Below are 26,593 nucleotides of genomic sequence, written 5' to 3'. Positions count from 1 at the left end.
GCGTTCCGACCACCCCGCGAAGCCACATGAACGACGCTGATACCGACGCTGACGCCACCGACCGCATGCTGCTCCAGCGCATGTCGATGGGCGACCGTGCCGCGTTGGCGGTGCTCTACCGCGGCTACCACGGCAGGCTGTGCCGCTTCCTGTCCCGACTGACGCGGCGACCCGACGTCATCGAGGAGGTCATCAACGACTGTTTCTGGATCGCCTGGCAGAAGGCGGACAATTTCCACGGCGACTCGCGCGTTTCCACCTGGATCATGGGCATTGCCTACCGCTGCGGGCTCAAGGCACTGCGCCAGCATGGCGACGAACCCGTCGCCGACGACACGCTGGGGCAAGATCGCGTCCCCGCCCACGACCCGGGCGAAGACCGCGAACTGCGCGACTGGCTGGGCAAGGGCCTCGGCTGCCTGTCGGTGGACCAGCGGGTCGTGGTCGAGCTGGTCTACGGCGTGGGGCATTCCCTGGATGAAGTGGCCGCCATCATGCAATGCCCCGTGGGCACGGTGAAGGCGCGGCTGTTCCACGCGCGCGTGAAACTGCGTAACGTGCTTCCCTCCCTGGCTGGAGAATTGCCGATACGCAAGGAGGGCGCGCCATGATGTTCCAGACGAGTTCCGGTCGCGACTGCGCCCGCGCCTGGGAAGCCATGCCCTGGGTGCTGCAGGGCAGCGCCCCGCGGGAGCAGGGCGAAGCGCTGATGAGCCACCTCGTGCACTGCGAAGCGTGCCGCGCCGAGTTTGCGCAGCAGAGCCGCCTGCAACTGGCGATGTCGCTGCCCTCCGATATCCCCCTCGACGCCAACGTCGGGCTGAAACACTTGCTGGGCCGCCTCGACGCGCCGGCTCCGCTGGAGGCGCCGTTTCGTTCACGCACGGCAAGCCGGCTGACCCGCGCCCTGGCCGCCGTGGTGCTGATCCAGGCCATCGGCATCGGTGCGCTGGGCACGAAGCTGTGGTCGGAAGGCGGCCGCCCGCACTACCGCACCCTCAGCGAGGCGCCCCGGCCGGCCACCCCGGGTTCGATCCGCGTCGTGCCTGATGCGGCCATGAAGCTGTCCGACTGGGACGCGCTGCTGCACACCCTCGGCTTGCAGGTGGTGGATGGCCCCAACGACGTCGGCGCCTATACCGTCGTACCGCGAAGCACCACCACGACGGAGCAGCATGTGCTGCAGCAGTTGCGCGCCACCCACGGCATCCGCCTGGCGGAGCCCGTCGCCACCACACCATGAAGCATGGGGCCATCGTATTCGCCGCGGCGATGACCCTGAGTGCCTGTGCGCACCTGCGGCCCGCGGCGCCGGCCGATGACCCCGCCGATCCGCACCGTTCATCCGTGGCCAGCGCATCCGCCATGGACAGCCGGCGCGACATCGTGCTGGCCGTCGCCAACCCGCTGGCCCCTCCCGCCACGCATGCCGGTTCCAGCGTGCTGGGCTATGTCCCGTCCGCAAACTATGGGGTTGGCCAGCGGGCGGCATCGACGCTCGCGGCGCTGAAGAGAACCTACGGCTGGCAGGAGGTCACCGGCTGGCCGGTCAAGGCGCTCGACCTGTACTGCATCGTGCTGACGCCGGCCCCCGGCATACCCCGCGCCGCCCTGCTCAAGGCACTTGCGGCAGACGCCCGGGTGCGGCTTGCCCAGCCACTGCAGGATTATTCCGTTTACGCCGATCCGCCACGGCAGGGCGCCCACCACTACAACGATCCCTATGCCGACTTGCAGCGCGGCTTCGTCGAAACCGATGCGGCACTCGCGCACGACCTCAGCCAGGGCGCCGAGGTCGATGTCGCGATCGTCGATACGGGCGTCGACTTGACCCACCCCGACCTGCGCGGACGCATTCGCGACACCCGCAACCTGGTCGACGCGGATCGCGCGGCGTTCGACCGCGACAATCATGGCACCGAGGTCGCCGGCGTCATCGCCGCCGACGCCGACAACCACCAGGGCATCGTGGGGATGGCGCCCAAGGCCCGGCTCAGCATCTACAAGGCATGCTGGTATCCGCCCTTGCCCGGCGCCGGCGCCCGCTGCAACACCTTCACCCTGGCCAAGGCCCTGGCGGCGGTCATCGACACCGATACCCGCATCATCAACCTGAGCCTGGGCGGCCCGGCTGATCCGCTGCTCGACCAGTTGCTTGCCCGGCTGCTGGAGCAGGGCCGCATCGTGATCACGGCCATGCCGCCGGACGGCAACGCCGCCGGCTTTCCCGACCGTGCACCGGGAGTCATCGTCGTGCGCAGCAGCAACGCATCGAGAGCGCCGCCGGGGGTACTGAGCGCACCCGGCAACGACATCCTGACCACCCAGCCGGACGGCGGCTACGACTTCACTTCCGGGTCGTCCATGGCCGCCGCGCACGTGAGCGGCATCGCTGCCCTGCTGCTCGCCATGGCGCCCGGACTGGACGCGCGTTCGATGCACGACTTGCTGCTGCAAAGCAGCCGGCTTTCCGACGGCACGCTGCAGGTGAATGCCGCGTCGGCCGTGGCGCGCCTGCGCAACGAAGAGAAGGCCGCCCCCTGACGGAAACGGCCCGCCAGAGGCGGGCCGTCAGGGAAAGGCGACAAGCCTCGTAGGGTGTCCTAGAACGGGATCTCGTCATCCGCGAAACCGTTGTCGGCCGGGGCCGATGGCGAGGGGCGCGACGGACCGCGGTCGTCGTTGCCGCGCGACTGGCCGCCGCCGTAGCCGCCGCCCTGGCGCTGGCCGCCCTGCGGGCGCTCGCGCTGGTAACCGCCGCCAGCGCCGGCGCCCTCGTTGCTGCCGAGCATCTGCATCTCGCTGGCGATGATGTCGGTGAAATACTTCTCCACGCCATCCTTGCCGGTGAACTTGTCAGTGCGGATGGAACCCTCGATGTAGACCTGGCGGCCCTTCTTCAGGTACTCGCCGGCGATCTCGCCGAGGCGGCCGAAGATCTTGATCCGGTGCCACTCGGTGCGTTCCTGCTTTTCGCCGCTCTGCTTGTCGGTCCACGACTCGGAAGTGGCCAGGCTGAAGCTGCACACCGTGGTGCCGCTGCCGGTGCTGCGCACCTCGGGGTCCGAGCCCAGGTTGCCGATCAGGATGACTTTGTTGACGCCACGTGCCATGGATGTGTCCTCGGTTGAGCCGGCCGCAAATTCTGCGAGGGGTTGCGGCCGGAGTGGTGGATCAGGCTGGCTATCATAACCGCGGGACGGACCCAGTCCAGCAGCCGGAAGCTGACGCCGGCGTGGGTGCCTGCCCGGGCCGTCGTGCGTACCGGGCGACGCTTCAGGCCAGCGTCGCACCCGCCGCCGGCGAGTCGCCCGAATCGCCGGCGGTCGGCAGATGGTCGACCCCATAACCGGCCGCATCCCACGCCTCCAGCCCGCCCAGCAACGGGCGCACCCGGCGGTAACCTTGCGCCATCAGGATCTTGGCCACCCTGGCCGCGGACACTTCGTTCGGGCAGTTGCAGTAGAGCACCAGTTCGCGGTCGAACGGGATGTCGTGCACGGTGCGGTCGATGCCTTGCGCATCGACCAGCAGTGCGCCGGGAACGACGCGCGTATCAAGCTGGCGCGAGGCTTGCGGGCGCACGTCGACCACCACCGGGGCACGTTCGGCGGCCATCGCCCGGTGCAGTTCCTCGACCGTGATGCGCGCCATCCGCAGCGTGCGCAGCAGGCGGTGCCGCTGCCACCAGCGCGCCAGCACGTACAGCGCCAGCAGCACCAGCAGCAGCTGGATCGCCAGCGCTCCGGCGCTGGCCACGGCGGACAGCAGCTTGTCGACCTGCGCGGCGAAGGCATAACCCGACCCGGTCCACAGCGCGGCCCACAGCAGCGAGCCCAACCCGTCGAACAGCACGAACAGCGGCCAGCGCAGCCCCATGGCGCCGACCAGCGAGGAGCCCACGGTCGACAACCCCGGCACGAACTTGGCAACCAGCAGCACCTGCCCACGCCAGCGCTGGAAACGCAGCTCGGAGCGTTGCACGCACGAGTCGGGCGACAGCGAGACGCGGCACAACAGGCGCATCACGCCGGCGCCGTAGCGCCGGCCGGCGGCGTACCAGGCCGAATCCCCGAGCAGGCAACCGGCCACCACCACCGCCATCGTGCCGGCCAGCACCCACGGCCCGCCGACCGCCGCCCATGAACCGGCCACCACCAGCGTCGGCACCGCCGGCACCGGCGCGCCCAGCTGGGTCACCAGCACGTTGAGGAACACCAGCAGCACGCCGTAGTGCGCGATCAGCGCGAGCATTTCATGAGCCATCAAAGCGGTACCCGATGCAGGCCGCGGCCACGCCGCCGAGGCTCATGATTGGGCCGCCCGGCGGCCTTTGCAAACCGCCGCCGTACCGGCTTACGCGGCGACGCCCGCCACCGCGGCGGCGCGATCGATCCGGCGCGCCCCGGCCACCACCAGCGGCAGCCACAGCAAGGTCAGCGCCGCGGCGCTGGCGAACACGCCGTCCGGCCCGAGCCGGCCCAGCGCGATGCCGCCAAGCGCGCCGCCGACGAACGCGCCGATGAACTGGCTGGTCGAATAGGCGCCCATCGCCGCGCCGCGCAGATGCTCCGGCGCCAGCCGCGAGACCAGGCTGGGCAGCGCCGCTTCCAGCAGGTTGAAGGCGGAAAAGAACACCGCCGCGGCCACGCCGAACGCCACCAAGTGGCTGCCGGACAGCGCGAAGCCGAGCAGCGCCAGCCCGATCGCCACCACGCACACCATCACGATACGCAGGCTCTGCGCGACCTCGCGCATGTGGTGCAGGCTCGCGCCCATCACGAACGCGGCCACCGTCATCACCGGCAGGTACAGCTCCCAGTGCCGGTTCACCGGCAGCTGCAGGGTGTTCGCCAGCAGCAGCGGCAGACCGACGAAGCTGGCGGTGAGCAGCGCATGCAGGAAAAACACGGAGCCGTTCAGCACCAGCATGCGACCGTCGCGCAGCATCGCCAGCACGGCGGCGACGCCCGCCGCGGCCGGCGCGCGTGCACGCGTCGGCGTGGGCACGATCAGCCACAGCAGCGCCAGCGAGGCCAGCGCCAGGATCGAGGTGGCGGCGAACAGCCCGGGCAGCCCGGCGACGGCCTCCAGCGGCGGCCCCAGGATCAGCGCCAACAGGAACGCCAGCCCGATCGACACGCCGATGATGCCCATCGCCTTGCCGCGGTTTTCCTCCGCGGTCAGGTCCGCCGCCAGCGCGATGCCGGCGCCGGCCACCGCGCCCATGCCCTGCACCGCCCGGCCGACCGCGATGCCGGCCAGCGTGTGCGACATCGCCGCGATCAACCCGCCGATGGCGAACAGGATCAGCCCCAGCGTGATCGCCGGCTTGCGCCCGATCCGGTCCGACAGCAGCCCCAGCGGAATCTGCAGCAGCACCTGGCCGATGCCGTAGACACCCAGCGCCAGTCCGATCATGAATCCGGTGGCGTCGGGCATCGCCTTCGCGTACAGCGAAAACACCGGCATGATCAGGAACAGCCCGAACAGGCGCAGGCTGATCACGCAGGCCAGCGTCAACGCGCTGCGCCGTTCGAGGCTGGAGAGTTTGCTCACTGGGGGGTGCACATCGCCAAAGACATGCCCGGCATTATAGAGGGCGCCACCTGCAACGACTGTGGTGACATGTCGCGGCGCAAATTCCTGCAGCCCCTATAATCACGCCCTACGCCGCTGCGATGCACCCATGAACTCGATGCCTGCCGACGCCACCCGCCCCGCCGACTTCGCCCAGGTACGCGAACTTGCCGCCGCCGACATGCAGCGCGTCGACGCGCTGATCCGCCGGCGGCTGTCCTCCGACGTGGTACTGATCAACCAGATCGCCGACCACATCATCGCCGGCGGCGGCAAGCGGTTGCGCCCGATGCTGCACGTGCTGGCCGCCGGTGCCGCCGGCTACCGCGGCGAACATCACGTCAAGCTGGCCGCGATCATCGAGTTCATCCACACCTCGACGTTGCTGCACGACGACGTGGTCGACGAATCCGACCTGCGCCGCGGCCGCAAGACCGCCAACGCGCTGTGGGGCAACGCCGCCAGCGTGCTGGTCGGCGACTTCCTCTACTCGCGCTCGTTCCAGCTGATGGTGGAACTGGACGACATGCGCATCATGCGCATCCTGGCCGACACCACCAACACCATCGCCGAGGGCGAGGTGCTGCAGCTGCTCAACATCGGCAACGCCGACGTCGGCGAGGCGGCGTATCTGGCGGTGATCGAACGCAAGACCGCGGTGCTGTTCGCCGCCGCCACCGAACTGGGCGGCCTGCTCGGCGGCCTGCCCGCCAGCCGGGTGGCCGCGCTGCGCGAGTACGGCATGCAGCTGGGCTACGCGTTCCAGATCGCCGACGACCTGCTCGACTACACCAGCGACGCCGGCACGCTCGGCAAGAACATCGGCGACGACCTCGCCGAAGGCAAGCCCACCCTGCCGCTGATCTACGCGCTGGAGAAGGCCAGCCCGGAACAGGCGCAGTCGCTGCGCCACGCGATCGAACACGGCGGGCTGGACTCGCTGGACCGCATCGTCGCCGCGATCCGCGACTCCGGCGCGCTGGAACGCACCCGCGACCGCGCCCTGCGGCACGCCCGCGCCGCCAGCGAAGCGCTCACCGCCCTGCCACCCTCGGCCCACCGCGATGCCCTGGCGACCCTGGCCGAGTATTCGGTGCAGCGCACGTTCTGACGGTTGCCGGAACTTGGCCGCGGGGCTCTTCTGAAGCGGGGAGTTTCCACCTTCAATACGCTTGCAGGAGCGCACCCTGTCGCAGGGTTCCTTCGGTTGTGGTGCGCAGGAGCAAGAGCTTTCGCCCTCCGAAGGAGGGCGAAAGCTCTTGCCTCCGATGCCATTCGCTTCGAATGCGCCAAGAGCAACAGCATCGCGCACAAGGTGCGCCCCTTCAGAGGTACCCGGCGAGCTGAAGCCCCGTGCTCAAAAGGAGAGCAGAGGCCGAGGCGTGCATCCACCGACTGTTCCCCATTGGATCCCCCACGGCAACCCATTGTTCAGCCGCCAGCGCTGGCAGCCACGCCGCCGATCGGCCAGACTTCACCGCATGTTGCGACTGCGCCCAATTCGCTGGCTGTGGTGTCTTGCGGCGATCCTGTTGCCGCTGGCGGCGCATGCCGGCGAAACCGGCTGGCGCTACGACACGGTGCACAGCCAGGTCGTCTTCAGCATCAGCCACAACGGCTACTCGCGGCCGTTCGGACGGCTGCACATCGCGCGCGGCTGGCTGCGTTTCGACCCGGACGACTGGAGCACGGCGGCCACCGAGCTGGACGTCGACCTGGCCAGCCTGGACATGGGCGACGCCGACTGGAACCAGGCCGTGTGCAAATCGGTCCTGCTCGACTGCGCGAGCCATCGTTACGCGCACTTCCGCAGCACCGGCGTGGAGCGCAGGGACGACCGGCATGGCGTGCTGCACGGGCAACTGACCCTGCACGGCGTCAGCCGTCCGCTGGACCTGGCGTTCACCTTCAACCGCGCCGCCAAGACCATCTACGAGCTGCACGAAGTAGCCGGCTTCTCGGCCACTGCCAGCCTGGATCGCAACGACTTCGGCATCACCGCCAACCCTAACTCGATCGGCGCCAGCGTCAGCGTGTGGCTGGAGCTGGAAGCGATCCGCGACGACCACGCCGTTCCACCACGCAAGGAAACGCCATGAGCCTGCGCAGCAACGACCGCCAGTGGGGTTCGGTCGCCAAGTTCTTCCACTGGATCATCGCGCTGGGCATCCTCGGCAACGGCCTGTTCGGCCTGCTGATGGACCTGGCTCGCTCGCCGATGCAGAAGATCAACTGGCTGGCCCTGCACAAGTCGATCGGCCTGACCGTGCTGGCGCTGGCACTGCTGCGCATCGCGTGGCGCTGGGCCGACCGCCGCCCGCCCGAGGCGCCCATGCCGCGCTGGCAGCAACTCGCGGCGCGTGCCGCGCACGGCGTGCTGTACGTGCTGATCGTGCTGCTGCCGCTCAGCGGCTGGTGGTTCAACTCGGTTACCGGCAAGCCGCTGCAGTGGTTCAAGCTGTTCAACCTGCCCGCGCTGGTCGGGAAGAACGACGAGCTGCGCCATCTCGCGCACGGCGTGCACGAGTACCTGTTCTGGTTCCTCCTCCTGGTGCTGGTGGCGCACGTCGGCGGCGCGCTGAGGCACCATGTGTTCGACCACGACAACGTGCTGCGCCGGATGCTGCCGTTCGGCCGCCTGCGCGAACGCGGCCCTTCCGAAGGAGATCCCTCATGAAACGTCTCGCCATGCTGCTGGCGCTCGCCCTGCCCGGCCTCGCCGCGGCCACCGATTACACCGTGCAGCCGGCATCCAGCACGCTCGGCTTCAGCAACACCTTCCAGGGCGAATCGTTCGACGGCCGCTTCGACCGCTGGACCGCCGCGATCAGCTACGACGCGGCCAATCTCGCCACCTCGAAGTTCGACGTGGAAGTGGACTTGGCCAGCGTGAAGACCGGCGACCGCGACCGCGACGGCGCGCTGCCCGGCGCGGATTTCTTCGACGTGGCGAAATTCCCCAAGGCGCACTTCGTCACCACCGGCTTCCGCCGCAGCGGCGGCAAGGTGATCGCCGACGGCACGCTCACCTTGCGCGGCGTGACCAAGCCGGTGAGCCTCGAGGTGACGTTCAAGTCGCAGGCCGCCGGCGCCACGCTGGACGTGGCCGGCACGGTGAAACGGCTGGACTTCGGCGTGGGCACCGGCGACTACGCCGACACCTCGGTGATCGGCGGCGAGGTGAAGGTCACTGCGCACCTGCAGCTGGCACCGAAGTAACGCCGCCGCGATGGCGCGCGAAACGCTGTGGCAACGCCTGCGCGGCTGGGTCGTTCCCGACCGCCGCATGGCCACGCCGCCGCGAGATGAGCCCAGCGGCTCGACCCGGGTGGCCGACAGCCTGCGCGCGCTACTGGACGACCCGACCATCCCGGCCGCGGTGCGCAGCGAGCTGGCCGGCGAGTTCGCGCGCATCGAGGCCATGCTGGACCGGCTCGAGCGCGGCGAGCTGCACGTGGCCGTGTTCGGCCGCGTCTCCACCGGCAAGTCGGCGCTGGGCAATGCCCTGCTCGGCCGCGACGCATTCACGGTGGGCGTCCTGCACGGCACCACCACCGGCGCCGACCACGCGGTGCTCGACGAGGCGCAGCACGACGGCCTGGTGCTGATCGACACGCCCGGTATCAACGAGCTCGACGGCGAGGCACGCGAGAAGCTGGCGTTCGACGTCGCCGAGGTCAGTGACCTGGTGGTGTTCGTCGGCGACGGCGACCTCACCCGCGAGGAACTCGACGCATTGAAGACGCTCGCCGCCACCCAGCGCCCGCTGCTGCTGGCGCTGAACAAGGCCGACCGCTACGGCGCCGACGAGCTGGCCGACCTGCTGGCGCACCTGCGCCAGCGCGTGGCCGGGCTGGTGCGCGCGGAAGACGTGCTGGCGGTGGCCGCGCGGCCCGCGCCGCAACGGCTGGTCGAGGTCGATGCGCGCGGCCACGAACACGTGCGCGAACAAGCGCGCGCGCCCGACGTCGCCGCCCTGCGCGAACGCCTGCTGGCGATCGCGCAACGCGAAGGCAAGACGCTGTCGGCGATCAATGCCGGCCTCCATGCCGGCCGGCTCACCGACCAGGTCAGCGCGCGCATCGCCGAAACCCGCAAGAGCGTGGCGGCGAAGCTGATCCACAACTACTGCATCGCCAAGGGCGTGGCGGTGGCGCTGAACCCGATCCCGGTCGCCGACCTGCTCGCCGCCGCGGGGCTGGACGCAGCGATGGTGGTGCAGCTGTCGCGCGTCTACGGCCTGCCGCTGACCCGCGCCGAATCCGGTCGGCTGGTCGCGGTGATCTCGGCGCAGCTGGCCGCGCTGATGGGCGCGATCTGGGGCATGCAACTGGTCGCCTCGGCACTGAAAGGCGTCAGCGCCGGCCTCTCGGTCGTGCTCACCGCCGCGGCGCAGGGTGCGCTCGGCTGGTACGCCACCGTGCTGATCGGCCGCGCCGCCGAACGCTACCTGGTCGGCGGCAAATCCTGGGGCGACGCCGGTGCCAGGCGCGCCGTCGCCAACATCGTGGCCAGTCTCGACCGCGACTCGATCCTGCGCGAGGCGCGCGAGGAAATCCTCAGGCGGTTGAAGTCGCGCCGCGCATAGCTCCATGTCCCTCCCCCTGCTCGCAGGGGGAGGCTAGGAGGGGGTAAGGCTTTTGACCTTCAATCAAGATCAAGAGCGAACCCCACCCCGGCCCTCCCCTGCTGCGCAGGGGAGGGAGCTCACCTCGCGAGGAATGCGCGCACCGCTGCGGCATCGAACGGCCAATCCAGCTCGCGGCCATCGCGCGTGTCGCGCAGCACCGGCACGCGCGTGCCGTAGCGCTGTTCCAGTTCCTGCGCATCGTCCACCCACAAGCTGTCGAAATCGGGCGCGCGTGCCTCGGCCATCACGGCCAGGGCGAGGTCGCACAGATGGCAGTAGTCGCGCTGGTACAGGATCAGGTCGGACATGCGGTGGCGAACGGACTGCCAAATGAAAGGGGCCCGCGTAGAATAGCGGCTTCCCTTCCCCATTCGCAGCACATCATGGCCGTCAGCGTATTCGACCTGTTCAAGATCGGCATCGGGCCGTCCTCCTCGCACACGGTGGGGCCGATGCGCGCCGCCGCGCGCTTCGCCGAACACTGGCTGGAGGAGAAGGGCGTGCTCGACCGCGTCGTGCGCGTGCGCGCCGAACTGTACGGCTCGCTGGCGATGACCGGCCGCGGCCACGGTACCGACAAGGCGGTGCTGCTGGGCTTCGAGGGCCAGCACCCGGACACGGTCGATCCCGACGCGATCCCCGCCACGCTCGAGCGCATCCGCGGCACGGGCCGCATCCGCCTGCTCGGCAAGCGCGAGATCGCGTTCGACGAGAAGGCCGACCTGGTCTTCAACAAGCGCCAGAAGCTGCCGTTCCACACCAACGGCATGCGTTTTTCCGCGTACGACGCCGACGGCAGCGAGCTGGCCAGCCGCGACTACTACTCGGTCGGCGGCGGCTTCGTGGTCAACACCGACGAGGCGGCGGAAGACCGCATCGTCGCCGACACCACCGCGCAGCCCTACCCGTTCAGCAGCGGCGACGAGATGCTGGCGCTGTGCAAGCAGCACGGCCTGACCATCGCCCAGCTGATGATGGCGAACGAGAGCGTGTGGCGCTCCGAGGCGGAAACCCGCGCCGGCCTGCTGACCATCTGGCAGGCCATGCAGGATTGCGTCACCCGCGGCCTGCGCTCGCCCGGCACCCTGCCTGGTGGCCTGCACGTGGCGCGGCGCGCGCCGGCGATGGCCGAGGAACTGCGCAACCAGCCCGAGGCCGCGCTGAAGGACCCGCTGACCATCCTGGACTGGGTCAACCTGTACGCGCTGGCCGTCAACGAGGAGAACGCCGCCGGCGGCCGCGTGGTCACCGCGCCCACCAACGGCGCCGCCGGCATCGTGCCCGCGGTCGGCCACTACTACCTGCGCTTCTGCCCGAAGGCGGACGAGAACGGCATCATCGACTACCTGCTCACCGCCGCCGCGATCGGCATCCTGTACAAGGAAAACGCCTCGATCTCCGGTGCCGAAGTCGGCTGCCAGGGCGAAGTCGGGGTGGCCTGCTCGATGGCCGCCGGCGGCCTCACCGCCGCGCTCGGCGGCAACGTGATGCAGGTCGAGAACGCCGCCGAGATCGGCATGGAGCACAACCTCGGCCTCACCTGCGACCCGATCGGCGGGCTGGTGCAGATCCCCTGCATCGAACGCAACGCGATGGGCTCGGTGAAAGCCATCAACGCCAGCCGCATGGCATTGAAGAGCGACGGCAAGCACCGCGTCAGCCTCGACAAGGTGATCAAGACCATGCGCGACACCGGCCGCGACATGAAGGACAAGTACAAGGAAACCAGCCGCGGCGGGCTGGCGGTCAACGTCATCGAGTGCTGAAGCCCTGCCGGTGAGCGACGCTTCGTAGGACGGGCACGGCCCGCCGGCTCTTGCTTTGTGAATCCAGAGCGGCGGACAGTGTCCGCCCTACACGACTTGAGGCCACTCGGCTATCGGCGGCTATCCGCTTTCGCGCCAGCGCGGCGCTTGATTGAGATCGACCGTCTCGAAGGCGGTGCCGCCAAGGCAAGGATCACGTCGCACACGACCTTCTGCTGCGCAGCCGGCAGTGCCCGGTAGATATCGAAGACCTTCTGGTCGTCGTAGGTCGGCGCCTCTTCCTTGACCTGTCTGGCGCCACGCTTTCCGTGCACGGCCCGATCGCCGAACCGCAGGAAATCCGGGCTTTCCTTCAGCCAGTCGGCCAGCACGACCAGCTTGTCCTGCTCGGGAATCCCCTTGCCGTTCAACCAGCGCGAAGCCGTCTGGAACACCACCGAGGTGCCCGGAAAGCGCAAGTTGAACTGTGTGACCAGCACCCCTGGGCGCGGCTCATGGCCCTGCGCGAGCATCGCGGCAGCCAGGCGTTTCGAGAATTCGGCGCGTTCGTTGCTCATCCCATGGCAACTTAGCTGCCGTCCAGCCTACCGGTTCACGTATAGAGTTCACTATGATTAACGTTTGTAGTTAATGCATGGGGAACGGCCGCGTGACCAATTCACTGCTGGAACAGCTGCCGGAGATCGTCAGGGAAGGCCGCAAGCAGGCCGAGAAGATCCTGGAGAGCCTGGAAGGACGCCACCGGGTCAGCCTGCAGACGCGCGAGTGGGTGCTGCCGTCGAAGGACACACGCGACAGCGACTGGATCACCGCGGCGAACCGGCAGGCGCACCTGGGCGACGAAGGCACGGCCGACTGGACCAACCGGCTGATCTACGGCGACAACCTGCTGGCAATGGCCGCCCTGCTGGCCGGCGACGAACACACGCCCAGCCTGCGCGGCAAGGTCGACCTGATCTACATCGACCCGCCGTTCGACTCCAAGGCCGACTACCGCACCAAGGTGTCGCTGCCTGGCGTCGAGCTGGAGCAGAAGCCGACGGTGATCGAGCAGTTCGCGTATTCCGATACCTGGTCGGACGGCACGGCGTCGTATCTGGCGATGATCACACCGCGGCTGATCCTGATGCGGGAGCTACTCGCCGACACCGGCTCGATGTATGCACATCTGGATTGGCATGTAGGGCATTACGTCAAGGTCGTGATGGACGAAATTTTTGGCAAAGATTTTTTTGCCAACGAAATCGTATGGCAACGCACCGGCGCTCATAACGACTCCAACAGATTTGGCAACGTCCACGACATTATATTTTTTTACGGCAAGACCAACTCTCGCCCATTCTTTCAAACGCATACCCCATACGACGACGAATACATACAAGAGCGTTTCAGAAATGCAGAAGAAGAAACAGGCCGGCGCTATTGGCTCAACACCGCAACTGCGGCCGGACCTGGGCCTGCCCGCTTCTTCAACGGAGAGCCAAGAACTCCGCCACAGGGCACCCATTGGCGATACAGCCAGGAAACTATTGATGAACTGATCAGCAGGGGAAAAATTGTCTTTTCCAAAACTGGTATGCCTTACGTCAAGCAGTATCTCGACGAAAGCCCCGGAAGGCCCGTCCAGTCAGTATGGACCGATATAAAGATGACGAAGTCCGGTGCGGAAAGACTGAACTACGCGACACAGAAGCCAGAGGCTCTGTTGGAACGAATCATTCGCAGCTCATGCCCAGAAGATGGACTGGTTGCCGACTTCAACGGCGGCTCCGGCACCAGCGCCGCCGTCGCCGAAAAGCTTGGCCGCCGCTGGATCACCACGGACCTCGGCAAGCCCGCCTGCATGATCATGCGCAAGCGGCTGATCGACCAGGGCGCCAAGCCGTTCCTGTACCAGGCGATCGGCGACTACCAGGTCGAGGCGGCGAAGAGTTCGCTGGGGCGCAGCTTCCGCGTGGGCGACCTGTCGGGGATCGTGCTGTCGCTGTACGGCGCGCTGCCGCTGCAGCCGGAGGACAACCCGCTGCGCAATCTCGGCGCGGTGGTCTACGGCGGCAAGAAGACCCTGGTGCTGGTGGATTCGCCGAACAAGCTCACCGGCGACGCCACCTTGCGCAAGGCGATCGCCCAGCGCGAGCACCTGCTCGGCGGCTGGGACCGGGTGGTGGTGCTGGGCTGGAATTTCGAGCCGTCGATCGGGCAGAGCATCACCGCGCTGAACGACCCGCGGCTGGAAGTGCTGGTGATCCCGCCCGACCTGCTCGACCGCCTGCGCAAGAAGGGCGGCATCGAGAAGCTGCGCGGCCAGGTGCGTTTCTCCAGCCTGCAGTACCTCACCATCAAACCGGTGCGCCGCCAGCGCAGTGGCGACGAGGAGCAGTTGCAGGTCACGCTGGACAACTACGTGCTGCTCTCGCCCGAGGCGATCAACCTGGACGAGGACAACCGGAAGAAGCTGCTCAAGGTGGCCAACGCCGAACCGTTGGCGCTGATCGAGTACTGGGCGGTGGACCCGGACTACGACGGCGCGGTGTTCCGTTCGGTGTGGCAGGACTATCGCGGCAACACCGCCAACGACGACGACCCGCTGCGTGTGGTGACCGCCGCGAGCTTCAGCGTGCCGCACAAGAAGGGAGAACGGCGCGTCTGCGTGCGCGTGGTCGACGTGTTCGGCTTCGAGGCCGAAGTGGTGCAGGTGGTGACGGAGGGTGGGAAGTGATTACCCGCGGGACGCCCCAATCCTCGTCATTCCCGCGAAGGCGGGAATCCAGCGTCTTGGGCCGCTGGGTGTCACTGGATTCCCGCTTGACCAGCCATTCGGCTGTTGAGAGCCGCGGGAATGACGGCAAAAAGCACTCAGGCCGCCAATGGCAGAACTTTCCGCAAACTCGCCTTCAGTTCACGCTCGGCGATCTTGAGGTCGTAGTCGGTCTGCATGTTCATCCAGAACTGCGGGCTCTGGCCGAAGGCGCGGCCAAAGCGCAGGGCAAGTTCGGCCGTGACGGGGCGCTCCTCGCGGATGACATGCGAAATACGCATCGGCGAAACGCCGATCGCCCGGGCAAATGCCGCCTGGCTCATGCCGTGGTCGGACAGGATTTCTTCCAGGAGTTCCCCCGGATGAATGGGCGGCAGGCCGTTCGTGGTGGCGGGGATGGACATGGTTCTGATTCCTCAATGGTAGTCGACGATCTCGACGTCGAAGGCATCGCCGCCCTCGAAACGGAAGCACAGCCGCCACTGATCGTTGATGCGGATACTCCATTGACCTGCGCGATTGCCGCTCAACATTTCCAGACGATTGGAAAACGGCTCGCGCAGATCTTCGGGGCAGGTGGCGAGATGCAAATATTTCAGACGACTCAGCGCCCGCCGCACGATGTCCGGCGGAAACCGCCGGCTTGTTCCGGTCGCGGACAGTCGCGCGGTTTCCTTGTCAGCGAAGCTCCTTATCACCCGGTGACTCCTGTCGGCACGGTCGATATTTGCTCACCAACCATAAACAAAATGTTTATGGCTCGCAAGCACAAGGAGCCAGATCATGGCTGACCCGATTCAACCGCTGGCGCTGGCGGCCGCGCTCACCCGCCGCACCGAGCAACTGTGCCTCGGCCTGGAACAAGGCATCGCCGACCTCTACGAGCTGGTGACGCCGGTGACCGCCGAGCTGCTGCGCTGGTGGTTCGGGGAGGACGCGTGCCAGTCGCGCACGTTCAATTTCCACCCCGGCCAGAAGCAGGCGATCCTCAACGTGATCGTGGCGCACGAAGTGCTGGCCAGTCCGAACCTGAAGGACCTGTACCAGCAGGTGTGCGCCGACGCGCTGCTCGAAGGCACGCGGCTCGCCGACGTGGCGCAGGACAAGCACGGCCACCCGAAGTACTGCCTGAAGATGGCCACCGGTACCGGCAAGACCTGGGTGCTGCAGGCGCTGCTGGTGTGGCAACTGCTGAACAAGACCGCAGCGCTGGACGAAGGGCGCGACGACCCGCGTTTCACCCGCCGCTTCCTGATCGTGGCGCCGGGGCTGATCGTATACGAGCGGCTGCTCGATGCCTTCCTCGGCAAGGAGAACGAGGACAAGAGCCGCGACTTCGCCACTTCCGACATCGCCAGTTACGCCGAGCTGTTCACCCCACCGGCGCGGCGCGAGCGCATTGCGCAGTTCGTGCGCGGCAACGTGTGCCAGAAGCAGGAGATCGGCCTGAAGGCCACCGGCAACGGCATGATCGCGATCACCAACTGGCACCTGCTCAGCGAGGCCGAGGAGGAAGCGGAGCAGGAGGAAGCCGCACGGGTCGACACGCCCGGCATGGTCGCCGATGCCGCCCGCGTGGCCTACGACGTGCTGCCGCTGACCCCGGGCCGCGCCACCGGCAACAGCCTCGCTGTGCTGGACCGGCGCTGGGCGCGTGGCAACGTGCTGAGCTATCTCGCCGACCTGCCCGACCTGATGGTGTTCAACGACGAGGCGCACCACATCCATGAATTGAAATCGGGCGGCGAGACCAGCGAGGTCGAATGGCAGAAGAGCCTGTCGGTCATCGCCGCGGGCAAGGGCCGCCGCTTCGTGCAGATGGATTTCTCGGCCACGCCGTACAACGACGTCGGCAGCGGCAGGAAGAAGGCCAAGCTGTACTTCCCGCACATCGTGGTGGACTTCGACCTGAAGGCGGCGATGCGGCTGGGCCTGGTGAAGTCGCTGGTGCTGGACAAGCGCAAGGAGCTGGGTGCGCTGCCGCTGGAGTTCAAGGCCGAACGCGACGCCGACGGCAACGTGGCGCTTGCCGAGGGCCAGCGCGTGATGCTGCGCGCCGGCCTGCAGAAGCTGCGCAAGCTGGAGGCGGATTTCGCCCGACTCGACCCCGACCGCCACCCGAAGATGCTGGTGGTGTGCGAGGACACCACGGTGTCGCCGCTGGTGGCACGGTTCCTGTGCGAAGAAGGGCTGCATGACGACGACGTGCTCACCGTCGATTCCGGCAGGAAGGCCGAACTGGGCGAGAAGGACTGGGCGCCGCTGCGCCAGCGCCTGTTCAACGTGGACCGGCACGCGCAGCCGCGGGTGATCGTCAGCGTGCTGATGCTGCGCGAGGGTTTCGACGTCAACAACATCTGCGTGATCGTGCCGCTGCGTTCCAGCCAGGCGCAGATCCTGCTGGAGCAGACCATCGGCCGCGGCCTGCGCCTGATGTGGCGCGACCCGGAGTACGCCGACATCAAGCGCGAGAACCGCGAGCGGATCAACCGCGGCGAGGAGCCGGGCTCGCTGATCGACATCCTCTCCATCGTCGAGCATCCGGCGTTCCAGAGCTTCTACGACGAGCTGATGCGCGAAGGCCTGGTTGGCAGCACCGGCGACGACGACGAGGGCAGCAGCATCGGCGACCTGGTAGCTGCCGAGCTGCGCGAAGGCTACGAGCAGTATGACTTCGCCATCCCGTTCATCCTGCGCGAGGCGGACGACAGCATCGAACACCTGCCGATCGACGTCGCCGCGCTGCCGAGCTTCAGCGCGATGAGCCGCGCGAAGCTGGCCGAACTGCTGGGCAAGGGCGACACCTTCACCTCGCAGGACCTGCAGAGCAGCACGCTGTTCGGCGACTACCGCGTCGACGGCGTGGCGATGGACGTCAGCGGCTACAACGAGCTGCTCTCCAGGCTGACCCGGCGGGTGAGCCAGGCGCTGAGCCACCCGCTGCCGAAGGGCAACAAGGTTTCCCCGCACCTGGACCGCCCCTATCTGCAAATGAACACCGCGGCGCTGGCCACGGCGCTGGACGACTACATCCGCGAGCGACTGTTCGGCGAAGTCTTCGAGCCGTTCGAGGGCGAGGGCTGGCGGCTATTGCTGCTGCAGCCGGTGCTCGACCACATCGTGAAGATCTTCGCCCTGGCGCTGGTGCGCGCCGAGGAGCACACCGTGCGCGGCAGCACCGAGGTGCACCATCGCCGTCTTTCGGAAGTGACGAAGCTGATGGTGCGCGAAAGCGCTTCGCTGGAGGTGTCCAAGTGCATCTACACGCGCCTGCCGTACCCGACCCGCAGCGGCGGGTTGGAGCGCGCCTTCATCGAGTGGGCGCAGGCGGACGCCGGCATCGAGGCGTTCTGCAAGATCAGCGAGAACCGCCACGACTTCGCGCGGCTGCGCTACATCAAGGACGACGGCCTGCCCGCGTTCTACATCCCGGATTTCCTGGTGCGCACGAATGACGCCATCTATCTGGTGGAGACCAAGGCGCAGCAGCAGGTCGGGCACCCGAACGTGCAGCGCAAGCTGAAGGCAGCCACCACCTGGTGCGAGCGGATCAACGCGCTGGACGCGGAGCAGCGCGGCGGCCGCGTGTGGCACTACGCGCTGGTCGGCGAATCGCTATTTTACGACTGGCGGGAAAAGGGCGCCCGGCTGGGCGAGCTGCTGGCGTTCTCGCGTGCACGGGCCGCGCCGACGGCGCAGTCGCAAGGTGGCCTGGCCCTCTGACGGCGCACTCCCGGGGAAGTTGCTCCCTCCCCTGCTTGCAGGGGAGGGTTGGGGAGGGGTCGCTCTTGATCTTGAAGCAGCAGGGCGAAAAGCCCACCCCCTCCCAGCCTCCCCCTGCAAGCAGGGGGAGGAGCAAAGGCTTCCTGCGTCGCCTGCAGCAGAGGGAAAACCCGGAGCCCTCGATAGCCCGCATGACCTTTGCGGGGTGACATAGAGCAGCGAATTCTGCAACCATCACCCTCTTTTCGCGCCTCCGACGCCTCCGCAGGAGATTCCATGTCCCAAGCCAGCCAGATCCGCCGCGACGTCGGCCCGTTCGCCCTGATGCTCACCGGCCTGGGCTCGATCATCGGTTCCGGCTGGTTGTTCGGCGCGTGGCGCGCCGCGCAGATCGCCGGCCCGGGGGCGATCTGGGCGTGGGTGATCGGCGCGGCGATCATCATGACGGTGGCGCTGACCTATGCCGAACTGGGGGCGATGTTTCCCGAGTCCGGCGGCATGGTGCGCTACGGTCACTACTCGCACGGCTCGCTGGTCGGCTTCATCGCGGCATGGGCGAACTGGATCGCGATCGTCTCGGTGATCTCGGTGGAGGCCGAGGCCTCGGCGCAGTACATGTCGTCGTGGAAGTGGCAGTGGGCGAAGGACCTGTATCACCAGGTGCCGGGCGGCCACGGCGAGCTGAGCACCAACGGCCTGCTGATCGCCGCGGTGCTGGTGGTGATGTATTTCCTGTTCAACTTCTGGAGCGTCAAGCTGTTCGCGCGCTCGAACACCGCGATCACCCTGTTCAAGCTGATCATCCCCGCGCTCACCGCGGTGCTGCTGATCGCCAGCGGTTTCCATGCCGAGAATTTCAGCGTCGGCATCCACGGTGAACTGCACAAGACCGACTTCCCCTCGATCCTCACGGCCGTGGCGATCGCCGGGATCGTGTTCAGCTTCAACGGATTCCAGAGCCCGGTGAACCTGGCCGGCGAAGCGCGCAACCCGGGCAAGAGCATCCCGTTCGCGATCGTCTGCTCGATCTTGCTGGCCACGGTGGTCTACGTGTTGCTGCAGGTGGCGTTCATTGGCGCGGTGCCGCGGGAAATGCTGGCCAACGTCGGCTGGCACGGGATCAACTTCAGCTCGCCGTTCGCCGACCTGGCGATCATCCTGGGCCTGCAGTGGCTGGCCACGCTGCTGTTCATCGATGCGGTGATCAGCCCCAGCGGCACCGGCATGACCTATACCGCCACCACCGCGCGGATGCTTTACGGCATGGAGCGCAACGGCACGCTGCCGAAGATCCTCGGCCGCGTGCACCCGAAGTGGGGCATTCCGCGCCCGGCGATGTGGGTGAACCTGGCGGTGTCGTTCCTGTTCCTGTTCTTCTTCCGCGGCTGGGGTTCGCTGGCGGCGGTGATCTCGGTCGCCACGATCATTTCCTACCTTACCGGCCCGGTCAGCGTGATGACGCTGCGGCGCACCGCACCGGGGCTGCACCGTCCGCTGCGGCTGGGCGGCCTGTCGGTGCTGGCCGGGATCGCCTTCATCATGTCCACCGAGTTGCTGTACTGGGCCAAGTGGCCGCTGACCGGCGAAATCATCCTGCTGATGGTGGTCGCGCTGCCGGTTTACTTTTACTACCAGGCCAAGTCCGGCTGGCACGATTTCGGGCGACAGATGAAAGGTGCCTGGTGGCTGGTGTTCTACCTGCCCACGCTGGCCCTGGTCTCCTGGGCCGGCAGCACCACCTTCGGCGGCAAGGGCTACCTGTCCTACGGCTGGGATCTGGCCGTGGTCGCGGTGATCGGCCTGGTGTTCTACCTGTGGGGCGTGAAGTCCGGCTGGCGCACGCCGTCGGTGGAAGCGGCGGAACTGGAGGCGAAGGTCGACCCAAACGCGCCACTGGTACCGCCGGATGAAGCGACCGCGGAACGCATCACCGGGCGCTGAGCCCGGCCATCCGTTCGACCCGAACGCGCGGCGACCAGCCGCGCGTTTTTGTTTTCAGCGAACGGCCGCCCGCCCGCGGCCGCCCAGTGACAGCAACACCAGCACGATCGCCAGCACCGCGTAGGCTCCGGCGAACTGCCACACGATGCTGCGCGAGGCCGCATCGAGCAGCCACGGCAGGTAGATGCCACCGGACAGTTCCACCGAGTGGATCACCCCGAACAGGCTCAGCGCCCCGCCGAGCAGCAGGATCAGCGCGGCGCGCAACGGGCGCCGGTCGATCAGCGCCACCACGAAGCTGGCCCAGACCATCGCGGTGATGATGAAGCCGTTGCCCAGCACGGTGATCACCGCCAGCTCGGAGATGCCGTGCGTGCCGTCGTTGAACAGCTGCGCGAAGTGTTCGGGCGAGACGTAGGCCGGGTCGCTCAGCTTGATCGTGAGCATCCGCGCGATCGCCGGAAAAAAGCTGAACACCACCGCCGCCGCGTAGCGCATCGGCGTCGCCTCGAACGCCTGCACGGTGATACCGATCGCCACGAACACCAGGATCGGCGCCAGCACCGGCAGCGGCACCAACTCGACCAGGTTCGACAGATAGCCGAACACGCCGCCCAACCCGATCACGATGCCGGTGAGCAGGGTGTAGCCGCTGCGCGCACCCATCGCCTTGTACGAGGGCTGGCCGATGTACGGCGTGGTCTGCGCCACGCCGCCGCAGAAGCCGGCCGCCAGCGTGGCCAGCGCCTCGACCAGCAGGATGTCGCGGGTGGAGTAGTCGTCGCCGGCGGCGCGTGCGCTCTCGGTGACGTTGATGCCGCCGACCACCATCAGCAGGCCGAACGGCAGGATCAGCGGCAGGTACGGCACGATGTACGCAAGCCCCTGCACCCACTGCAGGGTCGGCCACGGCAACGCGAAACGCCATTGCCACGCCGCCGGCGCGTGGTAGCCCGCGCCCAGCCAGCCCAGCGGGCCGAGCCCGTAGTACAGCAGCGCGCCGAGCACGAACGCCACCAGCACGCCCGGCAGTCCGAACGGCATCCGCCCGTGCGCCACCAGTGCGTACAGCACCACGCCGAGACCGGCAAAGCCGACCACCGGCAGCTTCAGGATTTCCACCAGCGGCAGGAAGCCCATCAGCACCAGCGCGATGCCGGCGATCGAGCCGAGCAGGCCGGCACGCGGCACGTGCCGCTGCACCATTGCGCCGAAGAACGACAGCACGAACTTCAGCACGCCCATCACCACCAGCGAGGCCATGCCCAGCTGCCAGGTGGCGATCCCCGCGGCGTGTGCGTCCATGCCGCCCTGTTTGAAGCCGAGGAAGGCCGGACCGAGCACCAGCAGCGCCATGCCGATGCTGGTTGGCGCATCCAGCCCCAGCGGCATCGCGGTGACGTCGTCGCTGCCACGGCGCCGGGCCAGCCGGCGCGCCATCGCGGTATAGGCCAGGTTGCCCAGCAGCACGCCCAGCGCAGTGCCGGGGAACATGCGCAGGAACACGATGTCCGCGGGAAAGCCGAACAGGCCGATCAGCGCCGCGGCGAGGAAGCCCATGATGGACAGGTTGTCCACCACCAGGCCGAGGAAGCCGTTGATGTCGCCGGGGGCGAACCAGCGATTGGCCGGGATGTTCATGCGCGAGGCTCGCGGGGGTGGACCGCGCGGCCGCCGGGCAGGCATGCCGGCGCTGCCGGTGAACGAAAATTCATCGTGTCGTGTTCCTCTGCGTCCGGGAATCCGGATGCGCCGCAGTATTGGCGGCAACCGCCCGGCGGCGCAACGCGGAACCATTGCCACCGCCCGAGGTAGCCTTGTCGAAATCGCGGCGCCTGGTTCGTCGCTCCCGCACAACCTCCCTCACGCCACCCAAGGAAACCGCCCATGCCGTCCACGCTCCGCACCGCCATCCACGCCTTCGGCCTGCTCGCCCTGTTGTCGCTGGCCGCCGCCAACGCCGCCGAGGTGAAGTACCAGCTGGACCCGGACCACACCTACCCCAGCTTCGAGGCCGACCATTTCGGCGGGCTGTCGGTATGGCGCGGCAAGTTCAACCACAGCCGCGGCACGGCAACGCTGGACAAGACGGCCGGCAGCGGTACGGTCGAGGTCGTGGTGGACATGAAGAGCGCTGACTTCGGCCAGGACCAGCTCAATGAAAAGGCACAGGGTGCGGAGCTGTTCGACACCGCGAGGTACCCGCAGGCCGTCTACAAGGGCCGGCTCGCCAATTTCGTCGGCGGCAAGCCGACCCGTGTGATCGGCACGCTCACCCTGCACGGCGTGACCCGTCCGCTGACGCTGAAGATCGACAGCTTCAAGTGCGTGCCGCACCCGATGCTGAAACGCGAAGTGTGCGGCGCCGATGCGCTGGCCACGTTCCAGCGCGACGCGTTCGGCATGGACGCCGGCAAGCCCTACGGCTTCAGCATGGCGGTGACGCTGCGCATCCAGGTCGAGGCGATCGCCGAACCCTCCGCTTGAGCGGACACGCGTAGGTTGGGGTGAGCGCAGCGAACCCCAACGCTTAACGTCGCCGCGATGTGTTGGGGTTCGCTGCGCTCACCCCAACCTACGGGAATCGAGCAGCGCTCAGGCCAGCGCCAGCACGTCCCCCAGCAGCGCCTGCGCGGTCACCTCCGGTCCCGCGCCCGGCCCCTGGATCACCAGCGGCTGGGCGTGGTAACGGGTGGTGGTGAGCGCGAACTGGTTGTCGGTGCCGTACAGCCGCGCAGCGGGATGGGTGAGCGGCACTTCGGCCAGCCCGACGCGGGCATGCCCGCGCTGGTTGAGGCGCGCCAGGAAACGCAGCACGCAGCCGCGCGAGCTGGCGGCGGCATGGCGCGCGGCCAGCGGCGCGTCGAGCTCCTCCAGCCGCGCCAGGAACGCTTCGGTGCCCAGCCCGCGCAGCGCCTCGGGCACCAGGCCATCCACCTGCACCTCGTCGGTGCCCAGCGCGAAACCGGCGTTGCGCGCGATGATCAGCAGCTTGCGCGCCACGTCCTCGCCGGACAGGTCCGAGCGCGGATCGGGCTCGGTGTAACCGAGCTGGCGTGCCTCGCGCAGCAGTTCGGAGAACGGCCGGCTACCGTCGTACTGGTTGAACAGCCACGACAGCGAACCGGAGAATACGCCTTCGAGCGTGAGCAGGCCGTCGCCGCAGCGGCGCAGCCGGCGCAAGGTGGACAGCACCGGCAGGCCGGCGCCGACCGTGGCCGAGTCGCCGTAGCAGCCGCCATTCGCCAGCGCCGCCTGCAGCGCACGCCAGCCGGACAACTCGCCGCCGGCCAGCGCCTTGTTCGCGGTGACCACGTGGTAGCCGCGCGCCAGCCACTCCGCATGACGCGCCGCCAGCACCGTGCTGGCGGTGGCGTCGATGATCACCTTCGCCGCCGCGGCGCTGCCGTCCAGCGCCGCGAGCAGGCTGGCGTTGTCGCGCGGCGCACCGTGCTGGTTCAGCTGTTCGCGCAGGTTGCGCTGGGCCAGGCTGAGCGGATCGGTCTGCTGGCGGCGCGAGTTCGCCGCGCCGACCAGTCGCAGCGAACCCGCGGCGGAGGTGTTGAGCAGCTTCAGCAGCGCGCCGCCGACCACCCCGGTGCCGAGCAGCACGATCGCGATGGCGGAGGACGCTTCGCTCCTGGCGCTCGCCGCGCGTTCGGCCAGTACCGCACTCATGCGAGCACCCGGCGTTTGGACGTCTGTACAGCTACTGCTCGGACCAGCGCCGCGTCGAGGTCGCGCAGCAGGTCGTCGCCATCCTCGATGCCCACCGACAGGCGCAGCAGGCTGTCGGCGATGCCGGCGGTGCGGCGCGCCTCCGGCGCCATCGACGCGTGGGTCATGCTGGCCGGGTGTGCGATCAGGCTTTCCACCCCGCCCAGCGATTCGGCCAGCGAGAAGTATTCGAGGCCGTCGACGAACGCCTCGATCTGCGCCACGTCGCCGTCCAGTTCGAAGCTCAGCATGGCGCCGAAACCCTGTTGCTGGCGCGCCGCCAGCGCATGCCCGGGGTGGGCGGCCAGGCCGGGGTAATACACCTTGCGCACGGCCGCGTGCGCGTCCAGCTGTTCGGCGATGCGCGCAGCGTTCTCCTGGTGCTGGCGCAAGCGCACGCCAAGCGTGCGCAGGCCGCGCAGGGTGAGGTAGCTGTCGAACGGCGCGCCGGTGAGGCCGTTGCAGTTGGCCCACCACTTCAGCTGCTCGGCTACCGCCGCGTCGCGCGCCACCGCCGCGCCGCCGACCACGTCGCTGTGGCCGTTGATGTACTTGGTGGTGGAGTGCACCACCACGTCGGCGCCGAGCAGCAACGGCTGCTGCAGCGCCGGCGACAGGAAGGTGTTGTCGACCACCATCAAGGCGCCCACCGCGTGCGCGGCCTGCGCCACATGGCGGATGTCGGTGATCCGCAGCAGCGGGTTCGACGGCGTCTCCACCCACACCAGCGCCGGCTTGCGCGCCAGGCCGGCAGCCAGCGCCACGCTGTCGGTGAGGTCGGCGAACTCGACCTGGAAGCGGCCCTTCTTCGCCCACGCATCGAGCAGCCGCCAGGTGCCGCCGTAGCAGTCGTGCGCGGCCAGCACGGTGGCCCCGGCCGGCACCAGTTCCAGCGCCAGCGCTACCGCCGACATGCCGCTGGAGGTCACCACCGCGCCGGCGCCCTGCTCCAGTTCCGCCAGTGCGTCGCCGAGCAGGTCGCGGGTCGGGTTGCCGCTGCGCGAGTAGTCGTACGCGCGCTTGCGGCCGAAGCCGGCGAAGCTGTAGTTGGTCGACAGGTGCAGCGCGGGCACCACGGCGCCGTGCTGGGTGTCGCTCTCGATCCCGGCGCGCACGGCGCGGGTACAGGGGGCGGGCTCGGTCATCGGGAGATCTCCGGTGCTTGTTGTGCGGGGACGGGGAATCAGGCCAGCGCTTCGCGCAGCAGCGGCGCGAGCTGTTCGGGTTCTTTCAGGAAGGCGTCGTGGCCGTACGGCGACTCGACCACTTCCAGCGTGGCTGGCCCATGCAGGCGGCGCTGCAGCTCGCACAGGTCGGCCAGCGGCACCAGCCGGTCGGAGGGGAAACCGATCAGCGTGGCCGGGGTGGGAATCTGCTCGGGCTTGATGTCGTGCAGGTCGATCGACTCGGACAGGGCGAGGAAGCGGTCCGCGTCGAAGCGTTCGACGAAGCGGCGGCCCTGGTGTGCCAGATAGTCCTCGACCGGGAAATGGAAACGCTCCTCGCGCCACTCCGGGCCGCCGGCGAAACGCCGGCCGAACTCGGCGCTGCCGCGATAGGTGGTGATCGCCAGCTGGCGCGCCAATGCCAACGCCTCGTCGGCCTGGCCGCTGGCCTGGCCCAGCCGCACGATGCCGCGCTGCACGCTGCGCTGCGCGGTGCTGAGCGGGTGCGGCCGGTGCGCGCCGGCCAGCAGCAGCAGGCGCTCGACGCTGCGCGGATGCCGCGCCGCGAACGCCAGCGCCACCATCGCGCCATAGGACGAACCGATGAAAGCGTGTGCCTGCGCGATGCCCAGCTCGCGCAGCAGCGCGGCCAGCGCGTCGGCCTGGTCCTCGCTGGAGACCGAGCCGGCGCCGAGCTGGTCGGGGGTCAGCCAGTCGATCGCCAGCACGCGCCAGCGCTCCAGGTCGACCGCCGCGCCGCTGCCGACCAGCGCCTGCCACCAGCCCGGCGCGGCATCGCCGTCCAGCGCGGTGACGTCGCGGTCGGCCGAGATGCCGCCCTGCACGATCACGGTGGGCGCACCCGCCGCGCCGCACCACAGGTAGCTCACCTCGACCTCGCGCGGACCGCTGCCGTACTTCGGGCTGAGCCGCAGCCGGCGCGTGCTGCGCTGGGCGGTCAGCCGCACGCGCGGCTCGGGAAGAACGGGAAAGGCGGCCTGGCTGGCTTCGGTACGGCGGGTTTCGGGCAGGAACGTCATGGAACTCTCTCCGGTCGGCATCGCCCTGCGAAGTACCGGAGAGGTCGCCAACCGCGGATTCGGCGGCAGACCGCCGCGAGCCGGATGACGCCCATCTTCCGGTGGATGCCGAAGCACCTCCGCAGGAGTTGGCACCGTGGCGGAAACGCTCCGCAGGTTGCCCCGGCTTCAAAGGGCCTGTCCCTCAGCCGGTCTCGATGAGTGGGACGGATAGTGATGGCTTCACGTGGCCGTGTCAATAGACGTCTAAACGTCTAGGCGTATATATGTTT

General features: G+C 68.2%; 24 protein-coding genes and 1 riboswitch. Of the genes, 13 read left to right on the top strand and 11 right to left on the bottom strand.

Annotation, left to right across the window (positions count from 1 at the left end; all coding sequences use genetic code 11):
* The first annotated feature begins 26 nt into the window (after positions 1-26).
* The 3 genes from RHOOR87_RS0115335 to RHOOR87_RS0115325 are packed head-to-tail and all read left to right on the top strand — an operon-like array spanning position 27 to position 2,544.
* Positions 27-611 carry a sigma-70 family RNA polymerase sigma factor gene (locus tag RHOOR87_RS0115335; RefSeq protein ID WP_027485501.1) on the top strand — a complete coding sequence of 195 codons (585 nt, stop codon included), beginning with the start codon at positions 27-29 and terminating at the stop codon, positions 609-611.
* Positions 608-1,243: a hypothetical protein gene (locus RHOOR87_RS0115330; protein WP_027485500.1), complete on the top strand. Its 636-nt coding sequence runs from the start codon at positions 608-610 to the stop codon at positions 1,241-1,243. Before RHOOR87_RS0115335 ends, RHOOR87_RS0115330 begins: the two co-directional genes overlap by 4 nt.
* Positions 1,240-2,544 carry a S8 family serine peptidase gene (locus RHOOR87_RS0115325; RefSeq protein WP_027485499.1) on the top strand — a complete coding sequence of 435 codons (1,305 nt, stop codon included), beginning with the start codon at positions 1,240-1,242 and terminating at the stop codon, positions 2,542-2,544. The genes RHOOR87_RS0115330 and RHOOR87_RS0115325 overlap by 4 nt, the downstream gene beginning before the upstream one ends.
* Before the next feature lie 59 nt (positions 2,545-2,603).
* Here the strand turns inward: RHOOR87_RS0115325 and ssb are convergent, their stop codons facing one another.
* From ssb to RHOOR87_RS0115310, 3 genes are all read right to left on the bottom strand, one after another.
* Positions 2,604-3,113 carry a single-stranded DNA-binding protein gene (gene ssb / locus RHOOR87_RS0115320; protein ID WP_007510721.1) on the bottom strand — a complete coding sequence of 170 codons (510 nt, stop codon included), beginning with the start codon at positions 3,111-3,113 and terminating at the stop codon, positions 2,604-2,606.
* Between the two features lie 163 nt (positions 3,114-3,276).
* Entirely contained in the window at positions 3,277-4,254 is a 978-nt protein-coding gene (locus RHOOR87_RS0115315) for a DedA family protein/thiosulfate sulfurtransferase GlpE (RefSeq protein WP_196802031.1), read from the bottom strand.
* 102 nt (positions 4,255-4,356) lie between these two features.
* A complete protein-coding gene (locus RHOOR87_RS0115310) occupies positions 4,357-5,559 on the bottom strand; it encodes an MFS transporter (RefSeq protein ID WP_027485497.1) in 1,203 nt (400 codons plus the stop codon).
* 130 nt (positions 5,560-5,689) lie between these two features.
* On the opposite strand from RHOOR87_RS0115310, the gene RHOOR87_RS0115305 reads away from it, so the two are divergent.
* The 5 genes from RHOOR87_RS0115305 to RHOOR87_RS0115285 all read left to right on the top strand — a co-directional run bounded on the left by RHOOR87_RS0115305 (position 5,690) and on the right by RHOOR87_RS0115285 (position 10,168).
* A complete protein-coding gene (locus tag RHOOR87_RS0115305; protein ID WP_015446849.1) occupies positions 5,690-6,691 on the top strand; it encodes a polyprenyl synthetase family protein in 1,002 nt (333 codons plus the stop codon).
* Between the two features lie 370 nt (positions 6,692-7,061).
* Complete coding sequence (locus RHOOR87_RS19310) at positions 7,062-7,679, top strand: YceI family protein (protein WP_043795686.1); 618 nt, start codon at positions 7,062-7,064, stop codon at positions 7,677-7,679.
* Complete coding sequence (locus RHOOR87_RS0115295; protein WP_027485496.1) at positions 7,676-8,257, top strand: cytochrome b; 582 nt, start codon at positions 7,676-7,678, stop codon at positions 8,255-8,257. Before RHOOR87_RS19310 ends, RHOOR87_RS0115295 begins: the two co-directional genes overlap by 4 nt.
* Entirely contained in the window at positions 8,254-8,799 is a 546-nt protein-coding gene (locus RHOOR87_RS0115290; protein ID WP_027485495.1) for a YceI family protein, read from the top strand. The genes RHOOR87_RS0115295 and RHOOR87_RS0115290 overlap by 4 nt, the downstream gene beginning before the upstream one ends.
* A gap of 10 nt (positions 8,800-8,809) precedes the next feature.
* Entirely contained in the window at positions 8,810-10,168 is a 1,359-nt protein-coding gene (locus tag RHOOR87_RS0115285) for a GTP-binding protein (protein ID WP_027485494.1), read from the top strand.
* 119 nt (positions 10,169-10,287) lie between these two features.
* Here the strand turns inward: RHOOR87_RS0115285 and RHOOR87_RS0115280 are convergent, their stop codons facing one another.
* Positions 10,288-10,518 carry a glutaredoxin family protein gene (locus tag RHOOR87_RS0115280; RefSeq protein WP_027485493.1) on the bottom strand — a complete coding sequence of 77 codons (231 nt, stop codon included), beginning with the start codon at positions 10,516-10,518 and terminating at the stop codon, positions 10,288-10,290.
* A gap of 75 nt (positions 10,519-10,593) precedes the next feature.
* On the opposite strand from RHOOR87_RS0115280, the gene RHOOR87_RS0115275 reads away from it, so the two are divergent.
* Positions 10,594-11,976: an L-serine ammonia-lyase gene (locus tag RHOOR87_RS0115275; protein WP_027485492.1), complete on the top strand. Its 1,383-nt coding sequence runs from the start codon at positions 10,594-10,596 to the stop codon at positions 11,974-11,976.
* Positions 11,977-12,086: 110 nt separating this feature from the next.
* Here RHOOR87_RS0115275 and RHOOR87_RS0115270 read toward each other — a convergent pair whose 3' ends face one another.
* Entirely contained in the window at positions 12,087-12,533 is a 447-nt protein-coding gene (locus RHOOR87_RS0115270) for a hypothetical protein (RefSeq protein WP_027485491.1), read from the bottom strand.
* A 92-nt stretch (positions 12,534-12,625) separates the two neighbouring features.
* On the opposite strand from RHOOR87_RS0115270, the gene RHOOR87_RS0115265 reads away from it, so the two are divergent.
* Positions 12,626-14,695 carry a site-specific DNA-methyltransferase gene (locus RHOOR87_RS0115265; protein ID WP_027485490.1) on the top strand — a complete coding sequence of 690 codons (2,070 nt, stop codon included), beginning with the start codon at positions 12,626-12,628 and terminating at the stop codon, positions 14,693-14,695.
* A 137-nt stretch (positions 14,696-14,832) separates the two neighbouring features.
* On the opposite strand, the gene RHOOR87_RS0115260 is transcribed toward RHOOR87_RS0115265, so the two are convergent.
* Together RHOOR87_RS0115260 and RHOOR87_RS0115255 are read right to left on the bottom strand one after the other, a co-directional pair.
* Entirely contained in the window at positions 14,833-15,138 is a 306-nt protein-coding gene (locus RHOOR87_RS0115260; RefSeq protein WP_007510746.1) for a HigA family addiction module antitoxin, read from the bottom strand.
* 12 nt (positions 15,139-15,150) lie between these two features.
* Positions 15,151-15,432 carry a type II toxin-antitoxin system RelE/ParE family toxin gene (locus RHOOR87_RS0115255; protein WP_027485489.1) on the bottom strand — a complete coding sequence of 94 codons (282 nt, stop codon included), beginning with the start codon at positions 15,430-15,432 and terminating at the stop codon, positions 15,151-15,153.
* Between the two features lie 85 nt (positions 15,433-15,517).
* Here RHOOR87_RS0115255 and RHOOR87_RS0115250 point away from each other — a divergent pair, with 85 nt between their 5' ends.
* Positions 15,518-18,457: a DEAD/DEAH box helicase family protein gene (locus tag RHOOR87_RS0115250; protein ID WP_027485488.1), complete on the top strand. Its 2,940-nt coding sequence runs from the start codon at positions 15,518-15,520 to the stop codon at positions 18,455-18,457.
* Between the two features lie 276 nt (positions 18,458-18,733).
* On the top strand, positions 18,734-20,398 hold the full coding sequence (locus RHOOR87_RS0115245) for an APC family permease (protein WP_027485487.1): 1,665 nt from the start codon (positions 18,734-18,736) through the stop codon (positions 20,396-20,398).
* A 54-nt stretch (positions 20,399-20,452) separates the two neighbouring features.
* Here RHOOR87_RS0115245 and RHOOR87_RS0115240 read toward each other — a convergent pair whose 3' ends face one another.
* Positions 20,453-22,039 carry a hypothetical protein gene (locus RHOOR87_RS0115240; protein ID WP_027485486.1) on the bottom strand — a complete coding sequence of 529 codons (1,587 nt, stop codon included), beginning with the start codon at positions 22,037-22,039 and terminating at the stop codon, positions 20,453-20,455.
* Between the two features lie 246 nt (positions 22,040-22,285).
* On the opposite strand from RHOOR87_RS0115240, the gene RHOOR87_RS0115235 reads away from it, so the two are divergent.
* On the top strand, positions 22,286-22,885 hold the full coding sequence (locus RHOOR87_RS0115235; RefSeq protein WP_027485485.1) for a YceI family protein: 600 nt from the start codon (positions 22,286-22,288) through the stop codon (positions 22,883-22,885).
* A gap of 108 nt (positions 22,886-22,993) precedes the next feature.
* Here RHOOR87_RS0115235 and RHOOR87_RS0115230 read toward each other — a convergent pair whose 3' ends face one another.
* The 3 genes from RHOOR87_RS0115230 to RHOOR87_RS0115220 are packed head-to-tail and all read right to left on the bottom strand — an operon-like array spanning position 22,994 to position 26,321.
* Positions 22,994-24,076 (bottom strand): homoserine dehydrogenase, encoded by a 1,083-nt coding sequence (locus RHOOR87_RS0115230; protein ID WP_015446836.1) that lies wholly within the window; start codon positions 24,074-24,076, stop codon positions 22,994-22,996.
* Entirely contained in the window at positions 24,073-25,260 is a 1,188-nt protein-coding gene (gene metB, locus RHOOR87_RS0115225; RefSeq protein WP_007510773.1) for a cystathionine gamma-synthase, read from the bottom strand. The genes RHOOR87_RS0115230 and metB overlap by 4 nt, the downstream gene beginning before the upstream one ends.
* A 38-nt stretch (positions 25,261-25,298) precedes the next feature.
* Positions 25,299-26,321: a homoserine O-succinyltransferase gene (locus tag RHOOR87_RS0115220; RefSeq protein WP_007510775.1), complete on the bottom strand. Its 1,023-nt coding sequence runs from the start codon at positions 26,319-26,321 to the stop codon at positions 25,299-25,301.
* Positions 26,322-26,409: 88 nt separating this feature from the next.
* A riboswitch (SAM riboswitch) is annotated at positions 26,410-26,525 on the bottom strand.
* Between the last annotated feature and the right edge of the window lie 68 nt (positions 26,526-26,593).

The sequence above is a fragment of the Rhodanobacter sp. OR87 genome, from assembly GCF_000473345.1.
Lineage (GTDB): Bacteria > Pseudomonadota > Gammaproteobacteria > Xanthomonadales > Rhodanobacteraceae > Rhodanobacter > Rhodanobacter denitrificans.
Note: the sequence above shows the minus strand (reverse complement) of the source record. Positions and strands in the feature narration are given on the sequence as shown.

Bases quoted from the DNA above. Each gene is read 5' to 3' on its own strand.
- RHOOR87_RS0115335 (WP_027485501.1), top strand. From the start codon at position 27: ATGAACGACGCTGATACCGACGCTGACGCCACCGACCGCATGCTGCTC.
- RHOOR87_RS0115330 (WP_027485500.1), top strand. From the start codon at position 608: ATGATGTTCCAGACGAGTTCCGGTCGCGACTGCGCCCGCGCCTGGGAA.
- RHOOR87_RS0115325 (WP_027485499.1), top strand. From the start codon at position 1,240: ATGAAGCATGGGGCCATCGTATTCGCCGCGGCGATGACCCTGAGTGCC.
- ssb (WP_007510721.1), bottom strand. From the start codon at position 3,113: ATGGCACGTGGCGTCAACAAAGTCATCCTGATCGGCAACCTGGGCTCG.
- RHOOR87_RS0115315 (WP_196802031.1), bottom strand. From the start codon at position 4,254: ATGCTCGCGCTGATCGCGCACTACGGCGTGCTGCTGGTGTTCCTCAAC.
- RHOOR87_RS0115305 (WP_015446849.1), top strand. From the start codon at position 5,690: ATGAACTCGATGCCTGCCGACGCCACCCGCCCCGCCGACTTCGCCCAG.
- RHOOR87_RS19310 (WP_043795686.1), top strand. From the start codon at position 7,062: ATGTTGCGACTGCGCCCAATTCGCTGGCTGTGGTGTCTTGCGGCGATC.
- RHOOR87_RS0115295 (WP_027485496.1), top strand. From the start codon at position 7,676: ATGAGCCTGCGCAGCAACGACCGCCAGTGGGGTTCGGTCGCCAAGTTC.
- RHOOR87_RS0115290 (WP_027485495.1), top strand. From the start codon at position 8,254: ATGAAACGTCTCGCCATGCTGCTGGCGCTCGCCCTGCCCGGCCTCGCC.
- RHOOR87_RS0115285 (WP_027485494.1), top strand. From the start codon at position 8,810: ATGGCGCGCGAAACGCTGTGGCAACGCCTGCGCGGCTGGGTCGTTCCC.
- RHOOR87_RS0115280 (WP_027485493.1), bottom strand. From the start codon at position 10,518: ATGTCCGACCTGATCCTGTACCAGCGCGACTACTGCCATCTGTGCGAC.
- RHOOR87_RS0115275 (WP_027485492.1), top strand. From the start codon at position 10,594: ATGGCCGTCAGCGTATTCGACCTGTTCAAGATCGGCATCGGGCCGTCC.
- RHOOR87_RS0115270 (WP_027485491.1), bottom strand. From the start codon at position 12,533: ATGAGCAACGAACGCGCCGAATTCTCGAAACGCCTGGCTGCCGCGATG.
- RHOOR87_RS0115260 (WP_007510746.1), bottom strand. From the start codon at position 15,138: ATGTCCATCCCCGCCACCACGAACGGCCTGCCGCCCATTCATCCGGGG.
- RHOOR87_RS0115250 (WP_027485488.1), top strand. From the start codon at position 15,518: ATGGCTGACCCGATTCAACCGCTGGCGCTGGCGGCCGCGCTCACCCGC.
- RHOOR87_RS0115245 (WP_027485487.1), top strand. From the start codon at position 18,734: ATGTCCCAAGCCAGCCAGATCCGCCGCGACGTCGGCCCGTTCGCCCTG.
- RHOOR87_RS0115240 (WP_027485486.1), bottom strand. From the start codon at position 22,039: ATGAACATCCCGGCCAATCGCTGGTTCGCCCCCGGCGACATCAACGGC.
- RHOOR87_RS0115235 (WP_027485485.1), top strand. From the start codon at position 22,286: ATGCCGTCCACGCTCCGCACCGCCATCCACGCCTTCGGCCTGCTCGCC.
- RHOOR87_RS0115230 (WP_015446836.1), bottom strand. From the start codon at position 24,076: ATGAGTGCGGTACTGGCCGAACGCGCGGCGAGCGCCAGGAGCGAAGCG.
- metB (WP_007510773.1), bottom strand. From the start codon at position 25,260: ATGACCGAGCCCGCCCCCTGTACCCGCGCCGTGCGCGCCGGGATCGAG.
- RHOOR87_RS0115220 (WP_007510775.1), bottom strand. From the start codon at position 26,321: ATGACGTTCCTGCCCGAAACCCGCCGTACCGAAGCCAGCCAGGCCGCC.